The sequence below is a fragment of the Polaribacter glomeratus genome (assembly GCF_002954665.1).
Classification (GTDB): Bacteria; Bacteroidota; Bacteroidia; order Flavobacteriales; family Flavobacteriaceae; genus Polaribacter; species Polaribacter glomeratus.
Genome location: NZ_MSCM01000001.1, coordinates 1,443,383 through 1,468,817, shown reverse-complemented (window position 1 = coordinate 1,468,817; position 25,435 = coordinate 1,443,383). Strand labels below are relative to the sequence as shown.

Sequence of the window (25,435 nt, the reverse complement as noted above, 5' to 3'; positions counted from 1 at the left end):
ATATACGAGATTCAAAGCGAATCTTTTTCTTAAAAAAGTATTAAAAAGACGCAGCCACAAACTAAAATAATAGTACTTTTGCACCGCAATAAAAACGCAAATTATTTAAGTTCTTTACAATGATTAATAGAAGACATATTAGAGTTAAAGTAATGCAATCTGTATACGCAATGCAGCAATCTAGTAATGACGACATTATTAGAGAAGACAAATTTTTAAAACATAGTATTTTAAAAATGTTCGATTTGTACGTTTTAAACATTCAGCTTTTGGTTGAAGTTCAAAAACTAGCGGCAAAAAGAATTGCGCTTTCAAAAAAGAAAATTCTTGTTACAAAAGAAGAATTAAATCCGAACACCAAATTTTTAGACAATAAAGTAATTAACGCAATTGCAGAAAGCATAAGTGTGGAGAGCTATATTGAGATGAATAATCTTAAAAACTGGGAATTAGATACGGAGTACGTGAAAATTATTTTAGATGAACTGCTAAAGAGTGATGTTTACCAAAAATACATCAATACAGCAGAAAATTCTTTTAAAATAGACAAGGATTTTGTAGTTGATTTCTTTAAAGAAATTATTGCTCCTAATGAAAAATTAGCAGAGTATTACGAAGACAAAATGATTTCTTGGGTAGATGATATTCCTTTTGTTAACACTTGGGTTGTAAAATCTTTGAGTAAGTTTAAAGAAGTTGGGATTTTTGTAGTGGGTAGTTTGTATAAAGACAAAGATGATGAAGATTTTGTATCCGCATTATTTAAGAAAACAGTTTTAAAGCAAAAAACTTACGAGGCAGATATTGCAGAAAAAACACCAAATTGGGAAACGGATAGAATTGCAGATGTAGATATGATTTTGATAAAAATGGCTATTACAGAGTTTATCAACTTCCCTTCTATACCAACAAGAGTAACGATTAACGAGTATATAGAGATTTCTAAAGATTACTCTACTGAAAAGAGTAGTTACTTTATAAATGGAGTTTTAGATAAAATTTCAAAAGAATTTATAACTAATAAAAGAATAGTTAAAATAGGAAGAGGCCTGCTTTAAACTATTGTTTTAGACAATTAATTTAGTATTTTTACAAAAATTTTAAATATCATGAGAAAAATAACAATTTTATTTGCTTTTATTTTAGCAGCAAGTTTTTTTACGTCTTGTAAAAACGGAGGTGATGCAACTACAAAAATCAATAAAGAAAATATAGATGATGCAACATCTAGAGATTTAGAAATTAAAAAAGGTACAGCATCTATCTCTTTTGATAAATCAGAATATGATTTTGGTACTGTAAATGAAGGTGATATTGTAGAAACAGTTTTTAAAGTTACAAATTCTGGTAAAACAGATTTAATAATTACAAATGCACAGGCAACTTGTGGTTGTACAATTCCTGTTTGGCCAAAAGCACCAATTAAGCCAGGAGAAACTGGCGATATAGAAGTTAAATTTAATACAAACGGTAAACCAAACAGACAACAAAAATCTGTTACTTTAACTACAAATACAGAATCTGGTAGAGAGATTTTAACGATTAAAGGAATGGTTACACCAAAAGCAATTCAATAATATGTTTATAACAATAGGATTACAATTAGGTATGGAAAATTTAGCATCAATGTTACCATTTGTAGCAATGATTGGGGTTTTATATTTTTTTATGATAAGACCACAAATGAATCGCCAAAAGAAAGAAAAATCTTTTCAGGCAGAAATTAAAAAAGGATCAAAAGTAGTTACCTCTAGCGGTATACATGGTAAAATAGCAGAAATTAATTCTACAGAAAATACAGTAACTATAGAAACTGCAGCAGGAAAAATTGTTTTTGAACGTTCTGCAATTTCTATGGAATTAAGTAAAAAATATTTAACACCAGCTGTTAAATAATACTTTATTCTTAAACTTAATTAAAGTGAGCTTTTTCTATTTATTGAAAGCTCACTTTTTTGTTTTATATCTTTTTACTAGATTGCATTAAAAATTAGAATTAGAGTGAAAACTTCAAGAAAAATACCAAAAACATTTATCGGTTTTTTAATAGCCTCTTTTTTTATCTGGCTAATGATAACCTTTTCTAAAGAGTACTCTGAGGTTATCTCATATCCTGTAGTTTATAAAAATATTCAACAAGATAAGTTGCTACAAGAAGCGCCAATTAAGCAAATAGATATTGCAGTAAAAGCAACTGGTTTTAAGCTTTTACGCGCTAATTTTACAAATAAAACAATCTATTTAGAATCTTCGGTTTTACAACGAAAAAAGAAATCTAAGTTTTATTTATTAGTTAAAAATCAATTTACAAAAATTCAAAAACAACTACCTTCAGGTATTGAATTACAAGAAATTCTCTTAGATACTATTTACTTAGATTTAGGACTCTTAAAATCTAAAAAAGTAGCTTTAAAACCTAATTTAGATATTAAATACCAAGTTGGTTATGATCTTTTAGGTGATATAAAAGTAGTACCAGATTCTATTGTTGTTTCTGGTCCAGAAGAACAGATAAAAAGAATAACACATCTTAATTTAAAGAAAACTAAATTAGATAATTTAAAAGAAAATTTTTCTGAAAATACAACCATTATTCAGCCAGCTACATTTAAAAATCTCAAGTTTACTGTTTCAAAAGCAACAGTTTCTGGAACCATAGAAAGGTTTACAGAAGGCACACTAAGTATACCTTTTACTACAAAAAACCTTCCTGAAGGCGTAAATTTAACAACACTTTCTGAAAATGTTGAAGTGGTTTTTATTGTTGCTTTATCTAATTTTGGAAAAGTTTCTGAAGCCTCTTTTAAAGTAGAATGCGATTTTGAAATATCAGAAAAAAATAATCTTTCTTATTTAATACCTAAAGTAATTATTAAACCAGATTTTATAAAAAGCTTTAAAATTATACCCTTAAAAATAGATTTTTTAATTCAAAAATAACAGATGATTATTGGTTTAACAGGCGGTATTGGTAGTGGTAAAACTACAGTTGCAAATTTTTTTTCAGCATTTAATAATGTTGCTATTTATATTGCTGATGTTGAAGCTAAAAATTTAATGAATTCATCAGAAATTATTAAAGAAAAGTTGCTACATGAATTTGGAGAAAACTCTTTTGTAGATCAAAAATTAAATAGAAAATATATTTCTGAAATTGTATTTAACAACAAAGAAAAATTAGCGGTTTTAAATGCAATTGTTCATCCAGAAGTAAAAAAGCACTTTAAAGAGTTTGTAGAAAATAATAGCGATAAAACCTATATTATTTATGAAAATGCAATCCTTTTTGAAAGTAAAAGCAATCTAGTTTGCGACTATATTATTAGTGTGTATGCTGATATTAATACTAGAGTTAAACGTGTAACTTTAAGAGATACATCTGCAAAAGAGGATGTGTTTAAAAGAATACAAAATCAATGGAATGACGATAAAAAGCTATTACAATCTAATTATATCATCCGTAATGAAAACCTTGAGGAATCAAAAAATCAAGTACACAGTATTCATAATATTTTAACAGAAAAATTTAAATACATTTAAAGATTTTCAACGAAACTGTTAAAACATTCTTAAAGTTGCAGTAAATTAGTTAATTTTCTTTAAAAATCTTAATTGCAATTTTAGAATAGCTTATTTTTGAATGATGGGCAAAAAAATGTTTGTTCTTATTGTTTTTCTGATGAGCGTTTCCCTAATAGGAATTATCGCTGTGCAGCTGTATTGGATTAATAATGCGGTAGAAAGTAAGAAGGAACAATTTAAAAATGATGTTCAAAAATCGCTAGGTAGTGTTGCTGAACGCATAAATGAAAAAGAAAGAACTCTTTTTGATAAAAAGTTTGAAAATATTATAGAAAATGCTGTTTTAGCTAATGAAGCTCAAATTAAAAGCCTTTTTTTTCAGGAGATTGACACTACAAATAATCAAAAAATATCTTTTGGATCAACAATTTTAGAAGAAAATTTTGAAATACCAGCAGATTTTTTAGGAAATGATTCCGTTATTTTTAAACGAGTTACGGGTAAAAAAGATTTTTTTCAATCAAGATTAATTAAAGGTCCAGATAATTTATTTTCTTCTGTAGACGAACATAGATATTCATTTACAAAAAGACTAACGAATATAGAAAAAAGTCAGTTCTCAGAATGGTTTAAAGATTACAATAGAATAAATCCTATTCACAAAAGATTAAGTAATAGAGAGCTTAATGAAACAATAAAAGACGAGCTAAAAAAAAGAAATATACATTTAGATTTTAAATATGGTGTGTATAGTATAGACGGTTTAGCTACAAAACTAAAATCGGGTTATTATACAATTAACAAAAAAGATAGTTATTCATTTCCATTATTTTTTGATTCAGAAGATGAACCAGAATATTTATTATTTGTAACCTTTCCTGCCAAAAATGATCATATTTTATCAGGTATTTCAAATATATTATTATTGTCTATATTTTTTATTTTTATCATTATTGTGGCTTTTTCTAGCTCATTATATCAATTAATTCAACAGAAAAAAATATCAGAAATAAAAACAGATTTCATTAATAATATGACGCACGAGTTTAAAACTCCAATTGCAACTATCAATTTAGCATTAGATTCTATCAAGAATCCTAAAATTATAAATGATAATGAAAAGGTTTTGCGTTATGTACAAATGATTCGTGACGAAAACAAAAGAATGCATACTCAAGTAGAAAATGTATTGCGTATTTCTAGATTAGAAAAAAATCAATTAGATATTAGTAAGGAAATAGTAGATATTCACGACATAATAGAAGACGCAATTAGTCATGTTAGTTTGTTAATTAACGATAAAAATGGAACTGTAGACACACATTTTGAGGCAATTACTGCAGAAATTTCTGGAAATGAATTTCATTTAACAAATGTTATTGTTAATATGTTGGAAAATGCAATTAAATATTCTTCGGAAAGAAGCCCTAAAATTGATGTGTACACAGAAAGTACAAATAAGTTTTTTATCTTTAAGATAAAAGACAACGGAATTGGAATGACCAAAAGCGTTCAGAAACTTGTTTTTGACAAGTTTTATAGAGAACAAAAAGGAAATATACATGATGTAAAAGGTCACGGTTTGGGTTTAGCATATGTAAAAGAAATTGTAGAAAAACATCACGGAACAGTTTTTGTTGAAAGTGAAAAAGGAGAAGGAAGTATATTCACAGTAAAATTACCTTTAATTTAAAAGTATATAAAATGGGAAGTAAAAAGATTCTATTAGTAGAAGACGATCCAAATTTCGGAACCGTTTTAAAAGATTATTTAGCATTAAACGATTATAATGTTACGCATGCAAAAGATGGTATAGAAGGTTTAATCATGTTTAAAAATAGTGATTATGACTTATGTATTTTAGATGTAATGATGCCAAGAAAAGATGGTTTTTCTTTAGCGCAAGATATTAGAGGAACAAATAAAGAAGTGCCAATAATCTTTTTAACAGCAAAAACTTTAAAAGAAGATGTTTTAAAAGGATATTCTGTAGGTGCAGACGATTATTTAAACAAACCTTTTGATTCTGAGGTATTATTGCACAAAATTAAAGCAATTTTACAAAGAAAAGAAAGCGATCAATCTAAAGAATCAGAAGAATTTGAATTTAATATTGGTTCTCTTTTCTTTAATTCTAAATTACGTCATTTATCTATTGGTAAAGATGCAGAGCCCGTTAAATTATCACCTAAAGAAAGCAAACTGTTACGCATGTTGGCAATTCATAAAAATGATTTAATGCCAAGAGAATTAGCGCTTACTAAAATTTGGAGAGACGATAACTACTTTACTTCTAGAAGTATGGATGTTTACATTGCAAAACTAAGAAAGTATTTAAAGGTAGATGAGAATGTTGAGATTTTAAACATTCATGGAGAAGGATTTAGGTTAGTAGATAAGACTTAAAAAAAGAATTTCCCTATAAAATATAACTCAACTTGTATATTTCAAGTTGAGTTTTTTTGTATTTTTATACTATGGCAGAATTTATTAAATTATATAATGACAATCCAAATCAAAAACAAATTGACCAGGTTGTTAAAATTTTAAAAAATGGAGGATTAATTATTTATCCTACAGATACGGTCTATGGTTTAGGTTGCGATATTACAAACACTAAAGCCCTAGAAAAGATAGCGCAGATAAAAGGCATTAAATTAGACAAAGCTAATTTCTCTTTTGTTTGTAATGATTTAAGCCACTTATCAGACTATGTTAAGCAGTTAGATTCGCCAACTTTTAAGCTTTTAAAACGTGCGTTGCCTGGTCCTTATACTTTTATTTTACCAGGTAGCAATAACCTTCCAAAAGCCTTTAAAAATAAAAAAACGGTAGGTATTCGTATACCTGATAATAATATAGCGAGAGCTCTAGTTTCTAGTTTAGGAAACCCAATTGTGTCTACATCGATAAGAGATGATGATGATGTTTTAGAATACACAACAGATCCAGAATTGATTTTCGAAAAATGGAATCATTTAGTGGATGTTGTAATTGATGGTGGTTACGGCGATAACTATGCTTCTACAATTATAGATTTAACAGACGGTTACCCTGTTGTAATTAGAGAAGGTAAAGGAAGTTTAGAGATACTTTAGGATTAAATTTTTAAAGTTCAAAACTTAGGTTTTAACGTTTTTATATTAGTTAGCGCTTTTTTGATTTTTTTTATTGGAAAATCAACTATTTAAGATCCTTAAATTTTTTTCTACCAAGAATAAAATATTGCCAAACAATACTTGTGTGCAGATTATAATCTAATTTTTTTTGCAATACTTTGCGTTTTTTTAAAAATTTATAAAAATTTCTATAAAAACTAAAATGTGCTTTTAGAATTGCGAATGTATGAATTGGCCTTAGTTCAAGAATAAACTTGAGTCCTGCAATCCCGTCTAAAATTAAACGAGAAAAAATTACAAATAAGAACCATTTTTTAGGAACATTTTTGACTACATTTAGTAAACTATTTCTAAAATTTAAGTAAGTTTTCTGCGGATCTGTTTCTTTTAAAGTAGCACCGCCAACATGATAAACAGTTGATAAGCCTACGTATTTTACTTGATAACCAATATTTTGAGTTCGCCAACACAAATCAATTTCTTCTTGATGAGCAAAATAATCTTCGTCAAAACCATTTAATTCGTGGTATACGTTTGCCCTAATAAATAAACAAGCACCAGACGCCCAAAATATTTCTGAGACATCATTAAATTGTTTTCTATCTTTTTCTAGGTGATTAAAAACGCGTCCTCTGCAATAAGGATAGCCGTACAGATCTATAAAACCTCCAGCAGCACCTGCATATTCAAAAGTTGTTTTGTCTTTAAATGCTAGTATTTTAGGTTGAATAATTGCGGTGTTTTCATCCGAAGTAAAAACATCTAGAATAGGAGAGAGCCAATTTTGAGTAACCTCTACATCCGAATTTATGAGGCAGTAAATGTCTGCTTCAATTTTTTGCAAAGCATCATTATACCCTTTTGCATAGCCACCGTTTTCTAAGTTTTTTACAATTTTTACAGACGGAAAATTAGTTTTTATGTAGGAGATAGAAGTATCTTCTGATGCATTATCAGCCACGTAAATTTCTGCTTCATTTGAGCTGAATTTTACGATAGATGGTAAAAATTGTTCTAACAATTTTTTTCCGTTCCAATTTAATATGACTATAGCTATTTTCAAGTGTGCGAATTTACATTTTAAAAATTAGTTTTCTAATAAATTTCTCCTAATAAAAAGGGGAATATTCCTATTTATCTTATCCTTTTTAAGATAAAGGAATATGGTTCTATTTAAAATGATTTTGAAACTATTATACATATTAAAATTTGTATAAATTTATTTAAAATGAGTGAATTTACTTGTAATTAGGAACTTCTTTTAAAAAAATATAGGTTTCATTTTCAAAGTCCATTTTGCAATAAAAATGTTCTAAACCGTTGGTTACAATTAAGAAGTTAGCTTTTAACTTTAAATTATAACGTGCAATTTGATCAAAAGTATCTTGTGTAATTTTAATAGAGGGCGCTTTACATTCAACAATAATCTCAGGGTTACCTTTACTATTAAAAACTAAAATATCTGTTCTTTTTTTGCGATTATTAATTGTTAGTTGTTTTTCTAAAGCAATTAATGATGCTGGGTAGTTTTTTTTATCAATTAAAAAACGTACAAAATGCTGACGAACCCATTCTTCTGGAGTTAAAACCATATATTTTTTTCTCAATTTATCAAAAATAAGCGTCTTATTTTCTTTACTTTTGAGTCGGAAATTATAAGTTGGTAGATTGAGTTTTATCATCAATCAAAAGTAAATAAAAATCAGTTATGATACATTTATTAGTAGGTAATACTGGTGCAGGCAAATCTACCTACGCAAATAGAATGAAGGCCGAATCAAATGGTGTTATTTTTACGATAGATAAATGGAATAAAATATTGTTTTTTCCTGATAAAACAGAAAAAGATGGTTTAGATTGGTTTTTAGAACGCATTGAAAGGGCTGAATTATTGATGCAGAATTTAATTTTACAATTAGAAAACGCAAAAGTCGATAGTATTTTAGATGTTGGGCTTTCTAAATTTTTACACAGAGAAAAATATAGAAATTTTGCTAAGAAACATAACATTGAAGTTAGAATTCATTTTTTAAATATTCCGAAAGAAATACGAAAAGAGAGAGTTCTAAAAAGAAATGTTGAAAAAGGAGAAACCTTTGACTTTGTAGTAACTGAAAAGGATTTTGAATTTATGGAAACTTGGTTTGAAACTCTTACAGAAGCAGAGTTACTAACTGCTATAATCATAAAAGAATAAATGAACGAAATAAGAAACATTGTTTTAGATATTAAAAACGGAAACATAAAACCTATTTATTTTTTAATGGGAGAAGAACCTTATTATATTGATAAAATTTCTGATTATATTGAAGAAAATATTTTAGAAGAAACAGAAAAAGGCTTTAATCAACAAGTAATGTATGGACGTGATTCTACAATAGAAGATATTGTATCGGCAGCAAAGCGTTACCCTATGATGGCAGAAAGGCAAGTTATAATTGTTAAAGAAGCACAAGATTTAAGTAAAAACATAGAGAAATTGGTTTCTTATGCAGAAAATCCGCAACCAACAACTGTTTTAGTTTTAAATTATAAATATAAAAAGCTTGATAAACGTAAAAAACTGCACAAAGCCATTGCTAAATTTGGTTTAATTTATGAAAGTAAAAAGTTATATGAAAATCAGGTTTCTGACTGGATTAGAAGAGTTTTAAGTGGCAAAAAATACCAGATTGAGCCCAAAGCTTCACAAATGTTGGTAGAGTTTTTAGGAACTGATTTAAGTAAAATATCGAACGAGTTAGATAAATTAATGATTATTCTGCCAAAAGAAACGGTTATTAATGATAAACATATTGAGGATAATATAGGTATTTCTAAAGATTTTAATAATTTTGAGTTGCGCAAAGCAGTAGGCGAGAAGAACATTTTAAAAGCGAACAGAATTATTAATTATTTTTCCGAAAATCCGAAGAACAACCCAACAGTGATGACTATTTCCTTGTTGAATAGTTTTTTTACACAACTCTTATTGTTTCATGGTTTACAAGATAAGTCTAAAAGTTCTGTTGCTAGAGCTTTAGGCGTAAGCCCTTATTTTATAGATGAATATTTTTTAGCAGGTAGAAATTATCCAATGCGTAAAGTTGCCCAAGTAATTGCATTTTTAAGAGATGCTGATGTTAAAAGTAAAGGTGTTGGAGCAAATCAAACTCAAGAAGATATCTTAAAAGAATTGTTGTTTAAAATATTACATTAAATTTATTTTAGACACCTATTAATTTTTTTCAGCATTATAAACTAAACTGTTGTTTATTTCTATAAATTCTTTGATAGTTCCATTGGCGTCTTTAACAGGAATAATTGTTGTGTTTACTGTATATACTTTACCTTTTTTTGATTTATTTTTAATTTCTCCTTTCCAGATTTCTCCAGAATTAATAGTATTCCATATTTTTTTAAATAAATTATTTTCTTGATACCTAGCATTTAGATAAGGATGAGAATTACCAATAAGTTCTTCTTTTGAAAAGTTTGAAATTTCACAAAATGAATTATTTGCATACATCATATTTCCATTAATATCTGTTATCGAGAATATTGCAGTTTTATTTAGAGCTTGTTCGTAGCTTTTTAACTTTTTATTTTGTTGCACTAAATTATTTTCTAATCTGTGTCTATTTTTTTCTGTATTATTTAATTTCATTGCAATTCGTGATATATATAAAAGCCCAAGTGGTATCATTATAACAGTAAAAAGAAGGATACTAAAGTCTATACTAATCCAATTTTCGCTAATTCCAAGTAATAATAAGTTTGCAATTACCACAGGGAAAATAATTATTAAAGGAAGCGTTCTTTTAAAAATTTCGCTACCTAGATACCTGCTAGAAAAGAGTTTATGAAATAGTGATATCTTTCTTTTTAAAATTAAATCTAGAGAAATACCAAAAAATAATATAGCTGTCTGTAAAGACATTGTTTTAAAGATATAAATTTTATTTTCTGTTGGTATAATTAAAATATATGCTATCAACGCCGTTAATGAAATTATAAAAACTACTAATGCAGTGTTTTGACTAAACCTTAAAAAAACCATATTTTTAGATTTGGAACCTAAAAAACCTACCCCTAATAGTACGGAACAAATTGCCGTGGCAGGAGACATTCTTCCAGGATTGGTTTCTGAAAAAACATCTTTGATAAAATAATTGTCGATTTCAAAATAAGAAAAGTTTGTATATTCAACTAAAGTCAATAAACCAATTAAAATAATTAAAAAGGAGAGTGTATTATAAATTGAGTTTAATACTGGTTTTTTTTTATTAATGATAAATAAGTTTACACCAGCAAAAAGAAAAACCAAAGCAGTGTTAAACTTCATTGTTGCAGTGCCTGTTAATAACGTTAAAGCTTTTTCGGACTCTATATACCATAAAAAAATAACAGATAAACTTAATAAGGTTGAGACAGTAATAATAAAATTAGCTAAAAATTTATTAGGAAATAGTGTAAAAATGTTTGCAGAACTTAATTTTTTGGGTAAGTATTTCATAGGGATAATACATAAATGATGAATATAAAAATTAAATTAATAGTTTTTATAAAATCTAATTTTTTGTTAGTTGCGTTTTAATAAATTTAATTCGGTTTTAAATTATTGACAAGAAATTTATTTAATTAAATTGTTTGCTGTTTTTTAAAATTTCCCTTAAGGTTATTCACAGTTATTAGTTTTAAGAAATCATATTATTAGGTTTAGTTTCGGTTGATGTTTCTTGTATTATGTGGATATAGCCTGTTATCTCTTTTTTACGATTTTTAAAAGGTATTATTTTAGCATCAACCCAATAAAAAGAATTGTCTTTAGCTTTGTTTTTTATTTGACCAGACCATATTTCTCCTGTTTTCATAGTTTCTTGCATCTTTTTAAAAAAAGCTGGTTCGTGATATCCAGAGTGTATTATTTTAAAAGTAGATCCAATTAATTCTTTTTTAGAATATTGTGAGATTTCACAAAAGGAATCATTTACATAGGTTATAACTCCCTGTTTATTAGTTACTGCCATGGTTGCTATTAAATCTAAAGCTTTATTAAAATTATTTAGGTTTAAATTATGAGCTTCTAATTTCATGTCAAGAATTTTTCTTTCTTTTTCAATAAAATTTATATTTAATGCAAATCTAGAAACATAAAGAATAGCAACAGGAATAATGATTACGGTATAAATAAGAATACCTGCGTCTGCACTAATCCAATTTTCAGCAAAACCAAGTAATAATAGGTTAGAAATTACAATAGGATAAATTATAATTAGTGGAAGTGCACTTCTAAAGTTTTTACTTCCTAAATATGTGCTGAAAAATAATTTGTTAAAAATAGATTTTTTTCTTCTAAACATTAATTCTAAAGAGATTACAAAGAATAATATAGAAGTATGCAAAGACATTGTTTTAAATATAGGTATTTTATTTTCTTGCGGTATAATTAGAATATAAGAAATTAAGGATATCAGCGAAATTATGGAAGCTATTTTAGAGGTATGGTTGCTAAGTTTTAAGAAAACTGTATTGTTAGATTTAAAACGTAAAAAGCTAATACCAATTAATACTGCACAAATAGATGATGTTGGAGACATTCTACCTGGGTTAATTTCATGAAAAACATCATTAATTAAAAAATTGTCTATATCAAAAAAATAGAAACCTGCATTCGCAAATAAGGTAATTAAACCAATGAGAATGGTTGTAATTGAAAGAAGTTTATATATTTTAATGTAAATTTTATCTTCAAAATTAAAAATAATTAAATTAATACCAGCAAAAAGTAAAACGAACGCAGTGTTTAACTTCATTGAAGGATTACCTGTAAATAGTATTAAAATTTTTTGGGAGTTAATGCTCCAACCCAGAATTACAATTAGACTTATTAAAAGACAAGAAGTTATAATTATTTTAGAAGTATAACTTGCTAAATTTAACTCTTTGACTTCAGTAGGGGGACTTATCTTCATTTAAATAAATTTTATCATTACATTTTATTCTTCTAATATTTGAAGAAAAATTTTATTGTGCTATAATAAATAATGTGTTCTACTTTTTATTTGGAATTCAATTCTCGATCTGGTTTTAGAGTTTCAGATATGATTTTGGAAGTTTCAGGTGTATTTGATATAGAATTATATATCTGTACTGCAATTTTTTTCATGAGGGAGGGTTTTAATACAATTATGTATTTTAATAATACATAATGTAGATCATAAAAATATATTTTTTTTTCCAAAATTCCAAAAGTTATGTACTTTTTTTTATAAAAAGTTTAACACCAGTATGTGTTTACTGCTTAAAAAGTGTTACAAAAGGCACTTAAAAAGGCCTTTTTTTCTATTTAAAGTTGTGTTAAAACTTTAAATTTATTTAACAACAATGTGTTTTGCCATTCTTAAAAACATATCTGTAGCTTCGGTTTGGAGGTCGTTGTTTTTAGAGAAAAAATCAATATTATTAATAAATTGATTAATATCTGACTCTTTATTAATAGATTCATGAAAAGCCATACTCCAGCCCGGAAACATTCTTTCTGGTACATCATGTTCCACCAAAAGTGTAACCTCATAATGCCTTGTATCTCTTTTTATTTTTTCGTATAATTCTTGAACAGCCTCTTTTTCGCCCTCTAATAACTGCAAGTATACCTTATTATAAAAAAGTAAACATCCTGTAATATTTTTTTTAGCGTTAGTTGCTCGAGATTTTTTAAGAATATCGTTAACGATCTCAGTAGTTATTTCTGTGTTAGAAATTGAATAATATACTAGTTCAAACATTTTTTTTAGATTTAAGTTCAAAAGACTTATCAGGGAGCAATCTTATTTACACGTAATATAAGCTAAGTTATCTTTATTTTTTAAAAACTAAAGAAGAATAACCTTTTTTTCGATAAAAAAACTCCCAAAGCGGGAGTTAAATCGTTTTTTTATTAGGTTCTATAAGCTTGGTAAGATTCTAATACATATCTTCAGTTTTTGTTGTTAGGTCATTATTTTTTAAAAGAAAGTCAATATTTTTAATAAATTGATTTGTATTGTTAAATTTATGAAATTCCATGCTTCAGCACGGAAACATTCTTTCTTTTATAATCTCTTCAAATACGAATGTAATATTTGTGTGTTTTTTAACTTTTTTTATTTTACGATGCAAATTACGAACCTCTTCTCTCTGCCTTCAGGTAACTGTAAAAAAATCATATTATGAAAAAATAAACATACTGTAATGTTTTTTGAGGCATTATATCCTCGAGCTGGTAAAAGAATATTTGATACATTTTCTTCGGATAGTTCTACCTCTTAAACAGAATAATAAATAAGTTCAATTATCTTTTTTATGTTGAATTTCTTGGCAAAATTTTATATCTTATTTATTGATTAGTAGGTAATTGTGAAAGTATTCTTTTAATCTAAACCTTTTTTAGATAAAAAAAAACTCCCAAAAGTGGGAGTTAAATTAAATTTGATTTTTAAACTATTTATAAATCTTATCATATAAATTTTGATACATTTTTAAAATTATTGCACGCTTCATTTTCATCGTAGGAGTTAAGTGCCCATCATCAATTGTCCATTCATCAGCAGTTAATTCAAAACGTTTAATTTGTTCCCAATTACCAAAATTACAATTACAAGTGTCTACAGCATCTTGTATTTTTTTAATCACTTTTGGGTTTGCTATTAACTCATCATTTGAATTAAAAGGAATATTATGATCTTTTGCCCAACCTTTTAAATATTCGAAATTTGGCTGAATAATAGCTGCTGGCATTTTTTCGTTTTCACCAATAACCATTACTTGCTCTATAAATAAAGATTGTTTTAATTCGCCTTCTAATAATGGCGGAATCACATATTTACCTCCAGAAGTTTTAAACATTTCTTTGGTTCTACCTGTAATTTTTAAGAAACCATCTTTGTCAAATTCTCCTTTATCACCTGTATAAAAATAACCGTCTTTAATAACTTCGGCTGTTTTTTCTGGGTCTTTATAATACCCTAACATTATGTTTGGTCCTTTTGCTAAAATTTCACCTGTTGCAGCAATTATTACTTCTACACCTTCAATAACTTTACCAACAGTACCTACTCTAAAGCCACCGTTTGTAACATCATTTACTGTAATTACAGGCGAGCTTTCGGTTAAACCATAACCTTCCATTATTGGCATTCCTGCAGCTGCAAAAACACGCGTTAATCTTGGCTGTAAAGCTGCACTTCCAGAAACCATTAATTTTAACTCGCCACCTAAAGCAGCTTGCCATTTAGAAAAAATAAGTTTACGAGCTAACCCTAATTGCTTTTCGTACCACCAACCATTTGCGCCATAAGGTTCGTATTTTAAACCTAGGTTTAAAGCCCAGAAAAATAATTTTTTCTTGATACCAGCAAGATCTTCACCTTTTAAAACGATTTTGTCATAGATTTTTTCGTACAATCTAGGAACAGCAGTCATTACTTCTGGCTTAATTTCTTGAGCATTTTCTGTTAATTTCTCAATAGATTCTGCATAATAAATATCAACGCCACAATATTGATATAAATATAAAATCATACGTTCAAAAATGTGACAAACGGGTAAAAAACTTAAGGCTTTAGAATTACCGTAATCTAAAGGAACTCTTTTTTTAGCAGATAAAACGTTAGAAACAATGTTGTTATGAGATAACATAACACCTTTTGGTCTTCCTGTTGTGCCCGAAGTGTAAATTAATGTAGCTAAATCTTGTGCTTTTACAGCATCTTTTCTTGCTTCAACTTCATTTTGGTTGCTTTCATCTTCACCTAATGATAAGATTTCGTTCCAACTTTTTTCTCCTTTGATATCATCAAAAGTAAAAACAGCTATTAATTTTGTGTTACTTTTAATTTGATTTAATTTTTCAAGTATTGTGGTATCAGAAACAAAACAGTAAGTGGCTTCAGAATGATTTAAAACATACTCATAATCTTCTTTACAAATAGTTGGATATATTGGTACAGTTTGCGCACCAGTTTGTAAAACACCAATATCACAAATATTCCATTCAGTTCTATTGGATGTTGAAATAATAGCTATTTTATCATTAGGTTTTATACCTAATTTTAGTAGACCTCTACTAAATTGATTCGATCGATCTACATATTCTTGCGAAGAAATAGATTCCCATTTTCCATCGTATTTTGTGGAAAACGCTTTCTTAAGATTGTAAGTTTCTAATTGATAATAGGGAAAATCAAATAATCTACTAATTTGTGTCGGCATAAGGTCTTTCTAATTTATACATTGCAAAGTAATAAATATACTTGTATTTTACAAATACTTATTAAAAGACTTTATATTTTAAGAATTTTATATTTTTTAATGTAAATAGTTGTGTTTTTCTTTAATTAACTTTCGTTTTATTTTCATTGTCGGATTGGGTGGTTTTAATTCTAAAAATCATTTAGTAGGTATAATTTCAAACTCTTTAATTTGTTTCTATTTTCTAAATTACTAATTGTAAAAATCTAGATCTTTTTAAGTACTACGAATCAGCCTCTTGTTTCAATTAACAACTTTAAACTACTTGTTTAATCAATAATTGTTAAAGAACCTTTTGTATTAATTTTAGCGATAGAAGTAATGTTCAAGTTTTTGAAATTTTCATTTTTATCTGTAAATGCTATATTTTGTAATAAGTAAACATAGTATTCTTACTATTAAATTTCGTTATCAATGGCAATATTTAAGCATTTTTAAGAAATTTAAGTGCTTTAAGGTTATCTGTTTTCTAGTAAATATTTGTCGAAGCTTTGACCATTAATTTTTGTGTATTTAGAGTCTATATCGTAGCCAACTTTCATATTAGTAATATTAAAATCACCAGAAACATTCATATATTTAATATTTAAATCTTGCTTAAATTGTGCGTTTTTAAAGGAAACCCCGTTATTAAACTTTGTGTATTTAAAAATTGCAGCATCTTTAAACGCAGCGCCATAAAAGCTCACATTTCTGCTAAAATCAGCATATTTAAAAGTTGCTATTTCATTAAATGTTGAGTTAGTAAAATTAATATCACTGTCAAACTTTGCATATTTAAAAGTACTGTCATCATTAAATGCAGCGCCAGAAAAATCAGTATTTCTTTCAAAACGAGAGTATTTAAACATTGCTTTTCTCTCAAAAACACAACTTTTAAAGATAGCCTGTTCTTCAAAATTTGCAGTAAATGTGTAGCCAGAATCTTCGTCTGGTATATATGCTAATACATCATCTTTAAAAATACAGTTTACAAAAGAAATTTTTACATCAATTATTTTTTTTATCACGTTTGTAGTGTTTCCGCTACTCCACCAACTACTTTTCTTTTTGCTTGGTAAATTTTTTAGTGCTTCATCCATATAGGTAAAATCTAAAACACCGGTAATTGTTGCATTTTGATAAGAAACAGATTTACCGTCTTTTATATCTTTTAAAATATCGGATGCCTTCACTGTTTTTTGTGCAAAAGAAAAAGTGGATGCTAAAAGAAAGCAAATGATAAAATTGATTTTGATTTTCATTTCGTGTATTTTTATAGTTATTCTATTAAAAGACAAGAATGAAACTAAATTGTGACAGTTTTAAACAAAAAATAGCTAATTAGAAAATAGTTGTTAAGTTACACTGCAAGTAGGTTTATCTAAAAATGATATAATAGTTACAATTGTATTAAATTATTACCGATTCTATTTTGTAAACTTCATCTATTTTTAAAAAGCAGGTACTCTTCTAATAAAATTTAAAAAATGTGTCACAAACTAAAAATTGCGCAGTCTTTTGAATAGTCTAACGATTGTTTAAACTAAATAACTGCAAATAAAAACTAATTTTAAAATTGATATTATGAAATTTAAATTGATTATTCTCCTTACTTCCTTACTTTTTATAAACAGTAAGATAAATGCACAAAAAGCAATAAAATTAGATGCTAATTTTGATAAAGTTATTGTAAGCCCGCACATAGAAGCTATTTTTAAAAAGGGCAACGAGGCAAGTATTGTTATAGAAGACATTAATGTGCCTATAGAAAAGTTTACCTACGAACTAGAAAACGGAACGCTACAAGTTTACCTAGAAGGTGCCAAAACCTACACTAAAAATAAAAAAATAGTTACTAGAAATACCGAAATGAAAGTGCCTTTATATAATGGGCGAGTAGCTAAATTAATTATTACTTATATAGATGTAAATACTTTTTCTTTAAGAGGAGAAGAGAAAATCACGTTTCAAACGCCTATAATTCAACAAGAATGTAAATTACTAATTTACGGTAAATCCGAAGTTACAATTAACAGCATCGAAGTTAATCAATTAACAGTCGCTATTTATGGCGAAAGCTATTTAAAGATAGATAGCGGGAAGGTTAAAAAGCAAAAAATTACCGCTTACGGCGCAAGTAAAGTAATGGCTTCTAATCTAATTACAGAAGAAACCAAACTAACCGCTTATGGAGACGGAACCTTTAAATTAAATGTTTCTAATAAATTTAAAGTAACTGCATATGGCGAAGCTACGGTGCTTTATAAAGGTGATGCTACCTTAAAAAAAGGAATTGTTATTGGCGAATCTACCATAAAAAAAGTGCAATAGCTTTTGTTTTTGGGCGTTACCAAGGTCGGGCTTTACGTTGCAATCTTTTTGCTTAAAAAAGCAAAAAGGATTTTCACTGCAATCCCTAACGCAAATAAAAAAAATCAGCCTTTAGAGTTTTCTAAAGGCTGATTTTTTTTATTTAGAGATGTTGATTCTTTTTTGTTTTCGATCCACAATCTAGCATTTACAAAAGCATCTAACAAAGGCAAAACTTTTTTCTTTTTTTAATACAAATAGTTTTTCTACAGTACCCTTTTCTTTAAAAACTTTCATTAAAAATTATTTTAATTTTAGTACTTTTTACTATTTCTTTTATGTATTAAAAACTAATCTTTAAAATATTTTAGATGTATTAAAATACCACTTAATATGATACTTTCTATCGTATTTGTTTTTTTAGGTTTAAATTTTTTATTTGCGATTTCATATTTTTTTGTGTTATAATCGTACGTAAGTGGGTATCCTTTTCTTGCAGTGTCATTAAGATGTAGATATAACATATTACCATTCCAAATTTGAACCTCGAAGTCGTGGCTTTTAATTAATTTTCCTTTTTTAAAAATTTCATAATTTCCAAAATATTCTACTATTTTGTGTTTTGTATCATAAACCTCTCGAGTATAACTTCTTGTTTTTAAATCGCTTATACGTGTAGTAAACTTTCCAGAACTAATACTTTGCGCCTGAGTTGTTGGAAATATAAAAAACAAAAAGAATGCAAGAATTAAGATCTTATTTATACTATTTAATGTGTTTTTCATGTTGTTAGCTTTTAAAGATTAATTAAAAATTGGTTTCTCACCAGTAGGATCAGAGGTGTTTAAATAAATAGCACAATTTGGCATGCGTTCTTTTAAAATAAATGCGTTCTCCAATATGTTTTCTTCATTTTCTTCCGAATCCAAAAATACTTCCTTTAGACTTTGATTGTTCAACTGCTCAGATAAATCGGTTAAGGTAATTTTAGTTTTAGTGATGTTTAAACTTTCTAAATTATTCATTTTATTTATAAACGGAATACTTGCTTTAGTTATGTTTTCATGTCTTCTTAAATAGAGGTTTTGAAGTTTTTTAAATTTAGTCATGTATTCAACGGCTTTATCTGTAATTAATGTCTCTTTTAGGTGAACTTCAATAATGCTGGTAACGCGTAAAGTGAAAAAATAAAAGAAATCATCTTTTTCAACTCCGTGCATAGACCAAATTTGTTGCCAATCTCCATGAAGTTGAGAAGGTTTATCAAAATGATAATGGGTTTGCCAGAATTGTTTTTCCTTTTTGGAGAATTTCATATTTTGAGTTTCATTTTACACCATATTATTTGTAGAAAAGACATTTATTTTCATTCATAAAAAATAGAGCATTACATTATTTTAATTTTTGAAATAATAGCTCTGTAGTAGTTGTGTTTTTCCCTGTTACTTTCCCTAACTTAATTGCTATTTCTGCATATATACGTGCATTGTTTTTATCTCCTAGCTTGTAATATAAATTGGCAACAGTGTCATTGTTATGAAAATTGCTGGATTTTGAGACAGATTCAATGGCCCATTTTAAAGCTTTCTCTAGAGATTCAATATTAATACTATGCTCAAAAAAACGCCAAGCTGTATCGTTTAAAAAGCCCATACTTTGGTTTTTGTAATTTTTATCCAAATAGGCAAGCGTATATTTTTCAAACAATGCATGGTCATTCGTGTCCGTAGAAATTTGCATACCAAAACGATTTTTTAGTTCAAATGCTTTTTGTGGCCTAAATTTTAGAATTGTTTTTTCAACCGCTAAAACCATATTTTGAGTGGTTATTGTTTTTGGCTGGTTTTCTTTATTTACAGTTATAGCATATTCTAAAACTACCAAATCTAACTTATCTGAAATTGAATTTTCTTGATATAACTTTTCGGCTTCAACTTCGTTTTTTTGTAAAAAAATAAATTCATCGGATAATGGATTCTCTATATATTGATACATTAAATCGATTGTTTTAGCTGTCATTAAATTCTTTTGCGTTTTGTAGTAAGCCTTAACATAATCGCTTGCATCTTTTTTATTAACTCTTATGGCATTGATGGATAAATCATATAAAAAATCAGGATCTCTTTTACCTCCATTAAACTCTTCAATTTTTGGTTGCAACATAAATGCATCAATATATTCCATGCCAATAAAGGATAAACTAGATCCAGCATCTTGTTTTTCTTTTATTTTTTCGATTAGTTTTTCGGTTGCAGTAATATCCAGCTTCTCTTTTTTGCCTAGTACAAGGGATTCTTCAGCCATTTCCAAAGCCAAGGTATAAAAACCTGTTTTGTATAGCAATGCAGCATAAGTGTCTGTATTATAACTGTCTTTATTTAGTTTAATGGCTCTTTTTACCCAAATAATAGCGTTATTTAATTCAGTAGTAGTACTATTTGTTTTCTCATAAACTCCCCAAGCGAAGCTATTTAAATAATATGCGTTGTCCCAAAAAGGAAGAATACTAAAAGTATCCTCCTTCATTTCTCCATTTATATATTCAATTTTGTTTATTAATAAGCCTTGATAATATTCGTTTACAAAGCCATTTCCATTTTGTAAAGTTTCCTGATTCAGGGCAGTACCATTAACATCAAAATAAGAACTTATGTACATCAGTTTACCGTTTTTTAGGTTTTCAATTTTTTCTAATTGCCCGTTTTCGTAGTAGTGTTTCCAGTCTCCTATTACTATTCCATTTTCCATTTTTCCAATAGAACTTAATTGCCCATTTTCATGATAAAATTTCCATTCACCAGCAGGTTTTACATTTGCGTATTTTCCTATCATCTTTAATTGCCCATTTTTATAATAGAATTTCCATTCTCCTACTACTTGTCCATTTTCTAAATTTCCAATCGATTTTAATTTTCCATTATCGAAATAAAACGTCCATTTTCCTGTTGCTATTTTATTTTCAAACTTTCCAACCCTTTCTAGCTGTCCGTTTTTATAATAGAATTTCCATTCTCCTATAGCTTCACCATTTTCATACTTTCCAATCGATTCTAATTGTCCGTTTTCGTGATAGTGTTTCCATTCTCCTATTGCTTTTCCGGTTGAGTCATATTCACCTATTTCTTTTATATTACCATTTTCAAAGTGTATTTTTTCTACTTGTGCGTTTAAACTTTGAATATAAAATATAAATAAGACTAAAATGATTCGGTTGGCTTTCATAGTTTTAAGTTTTCTAGGTGTTTTTTTTTGAAAAATTTAGTAGGTTACTTGGGGTCTCCAATCTTATTTTTATCTACTATTTGATCTTTATATACTAATGGAATTGCTGCAGCGGTTCCTCCCAGAATCATGAAAACATATGCTCTATTTGTTCTTTTGTCAAAATTATGAAGATCTATTACACTGTTAAATCCAGCTTCTTCTGCTTTATAAATTGAATTTAATAAGTTAAAAGTTGCTTTGCTTCGATGTTTTTCATGCATTTTTATAACAAATTGAGAAGCAGTTACTTTACTTCCAGTTTTTAAATAACCTTGGTAGGTTTTTGATATAGAAAGTGAATCTCCATTTAACGCATTAGTAAAATTTTCTTTTATCAATTTTTGACCTAAATTAAATTGTTCTGTTTGCATTTTCTGTAAATATTCTCTCTCTTTTGCCTCTCTAGCTAATTTTTCGGGTGAAGGTGCAAATAAATCAAAAACACCTTTTACTAAATCTTGATATGCTTTTTCTTCTTGTTGCTTTCTTGCATCTTCTGCCAAAAACATGTTATTATAAACAGTTGCGTCACTAGATAAGGAAGAACTATTTAATGTTGAAGGCGAACTATTAGCAGGTTTGTCAGAAGATGATTCTCCAGAAACGATTAGACCAGGCATTTTGTAACTAGAAGCTGGAATACTTTTGTAATTGGATAAATTCTTAATTAAACTTGGTATGTAAACATCAATAATCAATGGAGATAATTTTTCTACTTGATCAACTGCTAATTTATGATGTTCTTCTGTCCATAGGCTTCCATAAGAATCTCGTGGTTCATAAAATTCATTAAATTCAACCTGAAAGACATAGTAGCCTTCCGCTCTTTTTGAACTGATTAAACGATTCCTACAATCTGCGGAAAATGTTCTTGTACTTGAGTGTTGCGGCATATTTAACTGTTCTCTGGAGGTGATAGGACAGTAGCCATCTGCTTTAACAATAGAATAAAATGATTCTGCAATATTAGAATCAAAAACAATATCTTTTGCAACTCCTGAAACAAATACTCTTTCATTTGTTGTAATTTCATCTAATTTCTTATTAAAGTAATTTATAATATTACCATAATAATTTGTGCTTGCATTTGAAAGCTTATCGGATGCATCTGTGTCTTTGTATTTTTTTCTATAAACATATGAACTTACAATTAGAATTTTAACATTTGGATTTACTGGCGATTCTGCATATGCGTATGCAAAACAAGATTCCCTTTCTGATTCAGCTAAAATTATGCCTTTCTTTTGAGCTTTTACAGTAACAATTATTGATATTAAAAAGCAAATGGTTAGTAGTTTTTTCATTTTATTTTTAATTATGTGCTTGGATTCCTAACGTGTAGGTTTTTTAAGATTTGAACTACCAAAATTATTAAGAAAACCATTATATTAAAAGTGGGGCAATTGCTTCAGTAATTGTTGTAACAGTCTAGAGAAAAGAATTTTGTATTTTGTTTTTTTTCTAAATATCAAACTGTCTGTTTTTTTTATCGGTTTTTTTAGTCTTCATTATTTTTAATAAAAGAACAACCATTTTTTTACTATCACAATACCCATAAATGGGTATTTTTAAACTTTCTATAAGCTTATAGGAAGCGTAATCTGTAGTGTAGTGCCTTCAGATTCTATACTGTTAATTTCAAATTTACCATTGTAAAACAATATTCGTTTTTCAATGTTTTCTATGCCAAAACCTTTTGTTTGTTTAGAAATAGTAAAACCAATACCATTGTCATAATATTGAAAATGATAGGTATCTGAGTGTTTGTAAAGTTCAATAATTATTTCACTAGCATTGCTGTGCTTTAAAGCATTGTTTATAATTTCTAGTGTAATTAAATAGAGGTCAAAAACCCATTCTTCATTTATTTTTTCAGGAAAATCGTACGTGTAAATTTCTATTTTTGTTTTTTTAAGTCCTAAGTTTAAACTGGCTATTTGACTTTTTAAATTAGACATTAAAGCGCCTTCATCTAAAGATTTGGGTAATATTTTATGTGATATTTCTCTAATATCAGAAGAAAGTTCATGTATTGTTTCGGATGCTTGTTTTGAGTTTCCCATATCAAGTAAATGCAATACATGCGCTATTTTACTACCTAAATTATCATGGATAATGTTAGCGATAGCTCTTCTTTCTTTAATTTGAGTTTTTGTAATCGATCGAATAGTTTTTTCTTTTTCCGCAACAATTTCTTTTAATAATAATTTGTTCTCTAAAAATGTAGCCAAATAGTTTTTCGACAAAATATAACCAAAAAGTAAAATTTCAAAAACACTGAATATTGGCAACCAATCTGCTTCAATTTTTTTCGGAATTAATTGAAATGCGTTTAATATCAATGAAAAAACCCAAATTAAATTAGGTAAAAAGGAGAATAACACATAAAAAGCATCTGTTTTATTAATTTTTAAATGGCGCATTGCAGCAAAACAAATAAGAACAATAATTAAACTTAATGCACTATAATTAATGATAAAAAATATTTTTAGTAAACTTAAAAACCCTAGTTTTAAGAACAAAATAGAAAACAATATTAATAACAGATTTATAAAGTTTAGCGTTATTATTATTTTGTTTGTTAAAGGATTATATTGTTTAAAGTTTAAAAAATAAGATAAAAACCAAGTTAAACTGATAAAAGAAAGAACACCAATATAAATTCTAAGTTCACTAAAATATAGGTAATCAGGAAATAGTAAATGCTTTGCATAATTGGTAGAAATGAGAATGTAAATACAGGAAAGTAAAGAATAGATTACAAATAAGAGGTTTTCCTTTTTTTTATTAATCAGAAATAGCAATCCATTAAATAAAACTAACAACGTTATAAAACCTAAAAAAAAGGATAACAATGCAATTTTTTGACCTGATTGCTTATTTAAGTTGTAACTATTAAAAACACTTATTGAAAAATCCAGATAAGAAATTCCCTTTTTAACTCTAGTAATAAATAATTTTTTCTCATTTGGTAACAACTCAATCTCAAAAGCTTGTGTGGTAATAAAAGGGCTAGAATTGGTTGTTCGATCTCCAAGTAATTTTGTCGTTTTACTATCAAAAAAAGTGATACTATCTAGATGATTATTATTAAAACATAACCAAGCTTTAAACTTTTTATTCTCCTTGTTTGTAATATTTATAAGGCACCAAACCGCATCGTTTTTGTTATAACCTACATTTAAACGCTCTTCAAAATCAATAAACGGATACTTGTTTATGTCCTTTAATTTCCAAGAAGAATTGATGTCAATTGCATATTTAGCATCGACAAATACTTGTTTAGATGATTGTGTAAATGTAAAGTTGAAAATTAATAGAAAGCTAATTAAACAAATTGTTTTCATTCGCGAATTTAATAAGTGAACTACTATTTGAAACTTCCAATTTCTTGTTGATATTTTTACGATGTGTATCTACAGTTAACTTGCTAATAAATAATTTTTCTGATATTTCTGCGCTTTTTTTTCCTTCGATGATGAATTTAATAATTTTTATTTCCTGTTTAGATAATCGATATTTATTTACAAAAGTTCCATCAATCGCAGTGTACCTATTCTTATCTGCATTTTTGATTTTATTTGTATAAAAAGGGGCGTTGAGTTCTCTATTTATGACAAGGATAAGTTCATCTACTGTTGTTTCTTTTTTTAAAAAGGCATGAATTCTATTTTTTTTTGCTTTTTGAATCAGAAAGTCTTCATAATAAGCAGACAGAATAATTATTTTGATATTTTGTAGTTGGCTTTTTAATTCTACTAACAAGTCAAAACCATCAAAACTATTAATATTTAAATCACAGATAAACACATCTATTTGTTCAAAGTGATGTTGTATATATATTTTACAAGATTCAACATCACTAAATAAAGTTATCTCAAACGTATTACTTCTTTTTTTTAATATTTCTGATACTCCATTTAAAAACAGCGTGTGGTCATCACAAATAACAATTTTTTTCGTCATAA

Annotated in this window: 24 protein-coding genes and 1 pseudogene; 11 read left to right on the top strand and 14 right to left on the bottom strand. The window is 27.5% G+C overall.

All coding sequences use genetic code 11. The features are described 5' to 3' along the window. The first annotated feature begins 119 nt into the window (after window positions 1–119). The 8 genes from nusB (at window position 120) to BTO16_RS06240 (ending at window position 6,620) form a co-directional block, all read left to right on the top strand. On the top strand, window positions 120–1,058 hold the full coding sequence (nusB, locus tag BTO16_RS06275; RefSeq protein WP_105020772.1) for a transcription antitermination factor NusB: 939 nt from the start codon (window positions 120–122) through the stop codon (window positions 1,056–1,058). Window positions 1,059–1,109: 51 nt separating this feature from the next. Next, entirely contained in the window at window positions 1,110–1,577 is a 468-nt protein-coding gene (locus BTO16_RS06270) for a DUF1573 domain-containing protein (RefSeq protein WP_105020771.1), read from the top strand. Between the two features lies 1 nt (window position 1,578). Then, window positions 1,579–1,896 carry a preprotein translocase subunit YajC gene (gene yajC, locus BTO16_RS06265; RefSeq protein WP_105020770.1) on the top strand — a complete coding sequence of 106 codons (318 nt, stop codon included), beginning with the start codon at window positions 1,579–1,581 and terminating at the stop codon, window positions 1,894–1,896. 105 nt (window positions 1,897–2,001) lie between these two features. Next, entirely contained in the window at window positions 2,002–2,940 is a 939-nt protein-coding gene (locus BTO16_RS06260; protein WP_105020769.1) for a YbbR-like domain-containing protein, read from the top strand. Window positions 2,941–2,943: 3 nt separating this feature from the next. Next, window positions 2,944–3,540: a dephospho-CoA kinase gene (gene coaE / locus BTO16_RS06255; RefSeq protein WP_105020768.1), complete on the top strand. Its 597-nt coding sequence runs from the start codon at window positions 2,944–2,946 to the stop codon at window positions 3,538–3,540. A 103-nt stretch (window positions 3,541–3,643) separates the two neighbouring features. After that, the gene (locus tag BTO16_RS06250; RefSeq protein WP_105020767.1) at window positions 3,644–5,215 is read left to right on the top strand and encodes a sensor histidine kinase; all 1,572 of its coding nucleotides are present in this window, start codon (window positions 3,644–3,646) and stop codon (window positions 5,213–5,215) included. A gap of 11 nt (window positions 5,216–5,226) precedes the next feature. Beyond that, the gene (locus tag BTO16_RS06245; RefSeq protein ID WP_105020766.1) at window positions 5,227–5,928 is read left to right on the top strand and encodes a response regulator transcription factor; all 702 of its coding nucleotides are present in this window, start codon (window positions 5,227–5,229) and stop codon (window positions 5,926–5,928) included. 71 nt (window positions 5,929–5,999) lie between these two features. Continuing rightward, window positions 6,000–6,620 (top strand): L-threonylcarbamoyladenylate synthase, encoded by a 621-nt coding sequence (locus BTO16_RS06240; protein WP_105020765.1) that lies wholly within the window; start codon window positions 6,000–6,002, stop codon window positions 6,618–6,620. An 85-nt stretch (window positions 6,621–6,705) separates the two neighbouring features. Here BTO16_RS06240 and BTO16_RS06235 read toward each other — a convergent pair whose 3' ends face one another. Together BTO16_RS06235 and BTO16_RS06230 are read right to left on the bottom strand one after the other, a co-directional pair. Then, window positions 6,706–7,704 carry a glycosyltransferase family 2 protein gene (locus BTO16_RS06235; RefSeq protein ID WP_105020764.1) on the bottom strand — a complete coding sequence of 333 codons (999 nt, stop codon included), beginning with the start codon at window positions 7,702–7,704 and terminating at the stop codon, window positions 6,706–6,708. A 175-nt stretch (window positions 7,705–7,879) separates the two neighbouring features. After that, the gene (locus BTO16_RS06230; RefSeq protein ID WP_105020763.1) at window positions 7,880–8,323 is read right to left on the bottom strand and encodes a type I restriction enzyme HsdR N-terminal domain-containing protein; all 444 of its coding nucleotides are present in this window, start codon (window positions 8,321–8,323) and stop codon (window positions 7,880–7,882) included. Between the two features lie 26 nt (window positions 8,324–8,349). Here BTO16_RS06230 and BTO16_RS06225 point away from each other — a divergent pair, with 26 nt between their 5' ends. Together BTO16_RS06225 and holA are read left to right on the top strand one after the other, a co-directional pair. Continuing rightward, window positions 8,350–8,838, top strand: a complete 489-nt coding sequence (locus BTO16_RS06225) for an AAA family ATPase (protein WP_105020762.1) — start codon at window positions 8,350–8,352, stop codon at window positions 8,836–8,838. After that, a complete protein-coding gene (gene holA, locus BTO16_RS06220) occupies window positions 8,839–9,840 on the top strand; it encodes a DNA polymerase III subunit delta (protein ID WP_105020761.1) in 1,002 nt (333 codons plus the stop codon). 18 nt (window positions 9,841–9,858) lie between these two features. Here the strand turns inward: holA and BTO16_RS06215 are convergent, their stop codons facing one another. From BTO16_RS06215 to BTO16_RS06190, 6 genes and pseudogenes are all read right to left on the bottom strand, one after another. Beyond that, window positions 9,859–11,136, bottom strand: coding sequence for a PAS domain-containing protein (locus BTO16_RS06215; RefSeq protein WP_105020760.1), 1,278 nt, complete (start codon window positions 11,134–11,136; stop codon window positions 9,859–9,861). Window positions 11,137–11,317: 181 nt separating this feature from the next. Further along, window positions 11,318–12,595 (bottom strand): PAS domain-containing protein, encoded by a 1,278-nt coding sequence (locus BTO16_RS06210; protein ID WP_105020759.1) that lies wholly within the window; start codon window positions 12,593–12,595, stop codon window positions 11,318–11,320. Window positions 12,596–12,994: 399 nt separating this feature from the next. Further along, on the bottom strand, window positions 12,995–13,408 hold the full coding sequence (locus BTO16_RS06205) for a BLUF domain-containing protein (protein WP_105020758.1): 414 nt from the start codon (window positions 13,406–13,408) through the stop codon (window positions 12,995–12,997). A 357-nt stretch (window positions 13,409–13,765) separates the two neighbouring features. Continuing rightward, window positions 13,766–13,909, bottom strand: a pseudogene (locus tag BTO16_RS18035) (BLUF domain-containing protein); the annotation flags it as partial. A gap of 193 nt (window positions 13,910–14,102) precedes the next feature. Then, window positions 14,103–15,872, bottom strand: coding sequence for an AMP-dependent synthetase/ligase (locus BTO16_RS06195; protein ID WP_105020757.1), 1,770 nt, complete (start codon window positions 15,870–15,872; stop codon window positions 14,103–14,105). 497 nt (window positions 15,873–16,369) lie between these two features. Beyond that, entirely contained in the window at window positions 16,370–17,155 is a 786-nt protein-coding gene (locus BTO16_RS06190; RefSeq protein WP_105020756.1) for a pentapeptide repeat-containing protein, read from the bottom strand. Between the two features lie 322 nt (window positions 17,156–17,477). Here BTO16_RS06190 and BTO16_RS06185 point away from each other — a divergent pair, with 322 nt between their 5' ends. Then, window positions 17,478–18,224, top strand: coding sequence for a head GIN domain-containing protein (locus tag BTO16_RS06185; protein WP_105020755.1), 747 nt, complete (start codon window positions 17,478–17,480; stop codon window positions 18,222–18,224). A gap of 329 nt (window positions 18,225–18,553) precedes the next feature. Here BTO16_RS06185 and BTO16_RS06180 read toward each other — a convergent pair whose 3' ends face one another. The 6 genes from BTO16_RS06180 to BTO16_RS06155 form a co-directional block, all read right to left on the bottom strand. Further along, window positions 18,554–18,988, bottom strand: a complete 435-nt coding sequence (locus BTO16_RS06180; RefSeq protein ID WP_105020754.1) for a hypothetical protein — start codon at window positions 18,986–18,988, stop codon at window positions 18,554–18,556. 18 nt (window positions 18,989–19,006) lie between these two features. Further along, entirely contained in the window at window positions 19,007–19,519 is a 513-nt protein-coding gene (locus BTO16_RS06175) for a hypothetical protein (protein ID WP_105020753.1), read from the bottom strand. 76 nt (window positions 19,520–19,595) lie between these two features. Beyond that, window positions 19,596–21,425, bottom strand: coding sequence for a toxin-antitoxin system YwqK family antitoxin (locus BTO16_RS06170; RefSeq protein WP_105020752.1), 1,830 nt, complete (start codon window positions 21,423–21,425; stop codon window positions 19,596–19,598). A gap of 44 nt (window positions 21,426–21,469) precedes the next feature. Beyond that, entirely contained in the window at window positions 21,470–22,771 is a 1,302-nt protein-coding gene (locus tag BTO16_RS06165) for a hypothetical protein (RefSeq protein ID WP_105020751.1), read from the bottom strand. A gap of 273 nt (window positions 22,772–23,044) precedes the next feature. Continuing rightward, the gene (locus BTO16_RS06160) at window positions 23,045–24,814 is read right to left on the bottom strand and encodes a 7TM diverse intracellular signaling domain-containing protein (RefSeq protein WP_105020750.1); all 1,770 of its coding nucleotides are present in this window, start codon (window positions 24,812–24,814) and stop codon (window positions 23,045–23,047) included. Further along, window positions 24,792–25,433 (bottom strand): response regulator transcription factor, encoded by a 642-nt coding sequence (locus tag BTO16_RS06155; RefSeq protein ID WP_105020749.1) that lies wholly within the window; start codon window positions 25,431–25,433, stop codon window positions 24,792–24,794. The genes BTO16_RS06160 and BTO16_RS06155 overlap by 23 nt, the downstream gene beginning before the upstream one ends. Window positions 25,434–25,435: the final 2 nt, after the last annotated feature.

Coding starts and splice junctions, on each gene's coding strand:
- BTO16_RS06245 (WP_105020766.1), top strand. CDS start 5,227: ATGGGAAGTAAAAAGATTCTATTAGTAGAAGACGATCCAAATTTCGGA.
- BTO16_RS06180 (WP_105020754.1), bottom strand. CDS start 18,988: ATGAAAAACACATTAAATAGTATAAATAAGATCTTAATTCTTGCATTC.
- BTO16_RS06170 (WP_105020752.1), bottom strand. CDS start 21,425: ATGAAAGCCAACCGAATCATTTTAGTCTTATTTATATTTTATATTCAA.
- yajC (WP_105020770.1), top strand. CDS start 1,579: ATGTTTATAACAATAGGATTACAATTAGGTATGGAAAATTTAGCATCA.
- coaE (WP_105020768.1), top strand. CDS start 2,944: ATGATTATTGGTTTAACAGGCGGTATTGGTAGTGGTAAAACTACAGTT.
- holA (WP_105020761.1), top strand. CDS start 8,839: ATGAACGAAATAAGAAACATTGTTTTAGATATTAAAAACGGAAACATA.
- BTO16_RS06195 (WP_105020757.1), bottom strand. CDS start 15,872: ATGCCGACACAAATTAGTAGATTATTTGATTTTCCCTATTATCAATTA.
- BTO16_RS06225 (WP_105020762.1), top strand. CDS start 8,350: ATGATACATTTATTAGTAGGTAATACTGGTGCAGGCAAATCTACCTAC.
- BTO16_RS06230 (WP_105020763.1), bottom strand. CDS start 8,323: ATGATAAAACTCAATCTACCAACTTATAATTTCCGACTCAAAAGTAAA.
- BTO16_RS06155 (WP_105020749.1), bottom strand. CDS start 25,433: ATGACGAAAAAAATTGTTATTTGTGATGACCACACGCTGTTTTTAAAT.
- BTO16_RS06185 (WP_105020755.1), top strand. CDS start 17,478: ATGAAATTTAAATTGATTATTCTCCTTACTTCCTTACTTTTTATAAAC.
- BTO16_RS06240 (WP_105020765.1), top strand. CDS start 6,000: ATGGCAGAATTTATTAAATTATATAATGACAATCCAAATCAAAAACAA.
- nusB (WP_105020772.1), top strand. CDS start 120: ATGATTAATAGAAGACATATTAGAGTTAAAGTAATGCAATCTGTATAC.
- BTO16_RS06165 (WP_105020751.1), bottom strand. CDS start 22,771: ATGAAAAAACTACTAACCATTTGCTTTTTAATATCAATAATTGTTACT.
- BTO16_RS06270 (WP_105020771.1), top strand. CDS start 1,110: ATGAGAAAAATAACAATTTTATTTGCTTTTATTTTAGCAGCAAGTTTT.
- BTO16_RS06175 (WP_105020753.1), bottom strand. CDS start 19,519: ATGAAATTCTCCAAAAAGGAAAAACAATTCTGGCAAACCCATTATCAT.
- BTO16_RS06190 (WP_105020756.1), bottom strand. CDS start 17,155: ATGAAAATCAAAATCAATTTTATCATTTGCTTTCTTTTAGCATCCACT.
- BTO16_RS06210 (WP_105020759.1), bottom strand. CDS start 12,595: ATGAAGATAAGTCCCCCTACTGAAGTCAAAGAGTTAAATTTAGCAAGT.
- BTO16_RS06205 (WP_105020758.1), bottom strand. CDS start 13,408: ATGTTTGAACTAGTATATTATTCAATTTCTAACACAGAAATAACTACT.
- BTO16_RS06215 (WP_105020760.1), bottom strand. CDS start 11,136: ATGAAATACTTACCCAAAAAATTAAGTTCTGCAAACATTTTTACACTA.
- BTO16_RS06160 (WP_105020750.1), bottom strand. CDS start 24,814: ATGAAAACAATTTGTTTAATTAGCTTTCTATTAATTTTCAACTTTACA.
- BTO16_RS06250 (WP_105020767.1), top strand. CDS start 3,644: ATGGGCAAAAAAATGTTTGTTCTTATTGTTTTTCTGATGAGCGTTTCC.